This window comes from Pantoea sp. 1.19, assembly GCF_001922585.1.
In the GTDB taxonomy this organism is placed as follows: Bacteria; Pseudomonadota; Gammaproteobacteria; order Enterobacterales; family Enterobacteriaceae; genus 1-19.
Map to the genome: position 1 here is coordinate 1 of NZ_MRBS01000041.1, position 656 is coordinate 656.

Here is a 656-nt window from a genome sequence, read left to right on the forward strand (position 1 = left end):
ATCAGGCTTGCGCCCATTGTGCAATATTCCCCACTGCTGCCTCCCGTAGGAGTCTGGACCGTGTCTCAGTTCCAGTGTGGCTGGTCATCCTCTCAGACCAGCTAGGGATCGTCGCCTAGGTGAGCCGTTACCCCACCTACTAGCTAATCCCATCTGGGCACATCCGATGGTGTGAGGCCCGAAGGTCCCCCACTTTGGTCCGAAGACGTTATGCGGTATTAGCTACCGTTTCCAGTAGTTATCCCCCTCCATCGGGCAGTTTCCCAGACATTACTCACCCGTCCGCCACTCGTCACCCRAGAGCAAGCTCTCTGTGCTACCGTTCGACTTGCATGTGTTAGGCCTGCCGCCAGCGTTCAATCTGAGCCATGATCAAACTCTTCAATTAAAAAGCTTGATGCTCAAAGAATTAAACTTCGTAATGAATTACGTGTTCACTCTTGAGACTTGATATTTTTGAGCCCGGAGGCTTTTGATATCTGTCCTGTGAGTGCCCACACAGATTGTCTGATAAATTGTTAAAGAGCAGTGAGTTAGGCGCTTTCGCTTGCTAACTCGAGGTGGCGTATATTACGCTTTCCTCCTTCAGAGTCAACCTCTTTTTCAGAAGTTTTTCTCCGGCGGCGCCGGTGAATCCCGGGCCTCTGCACCGCACC

The 656-nt window shown here is 51.8% G+C and carries 1 rRNA gene; it reads right to left on the reverse strand.

Going from position 1 to position 656, the window contains the following annotated elements:
- A 16S ribosomal RNA gene (locus BS626_RS18040) occupies positions 1-388 on the reverse strand; the annotation flags it as partial.
- Positions 389-656 lie beyond the last annotated feature (268 nt).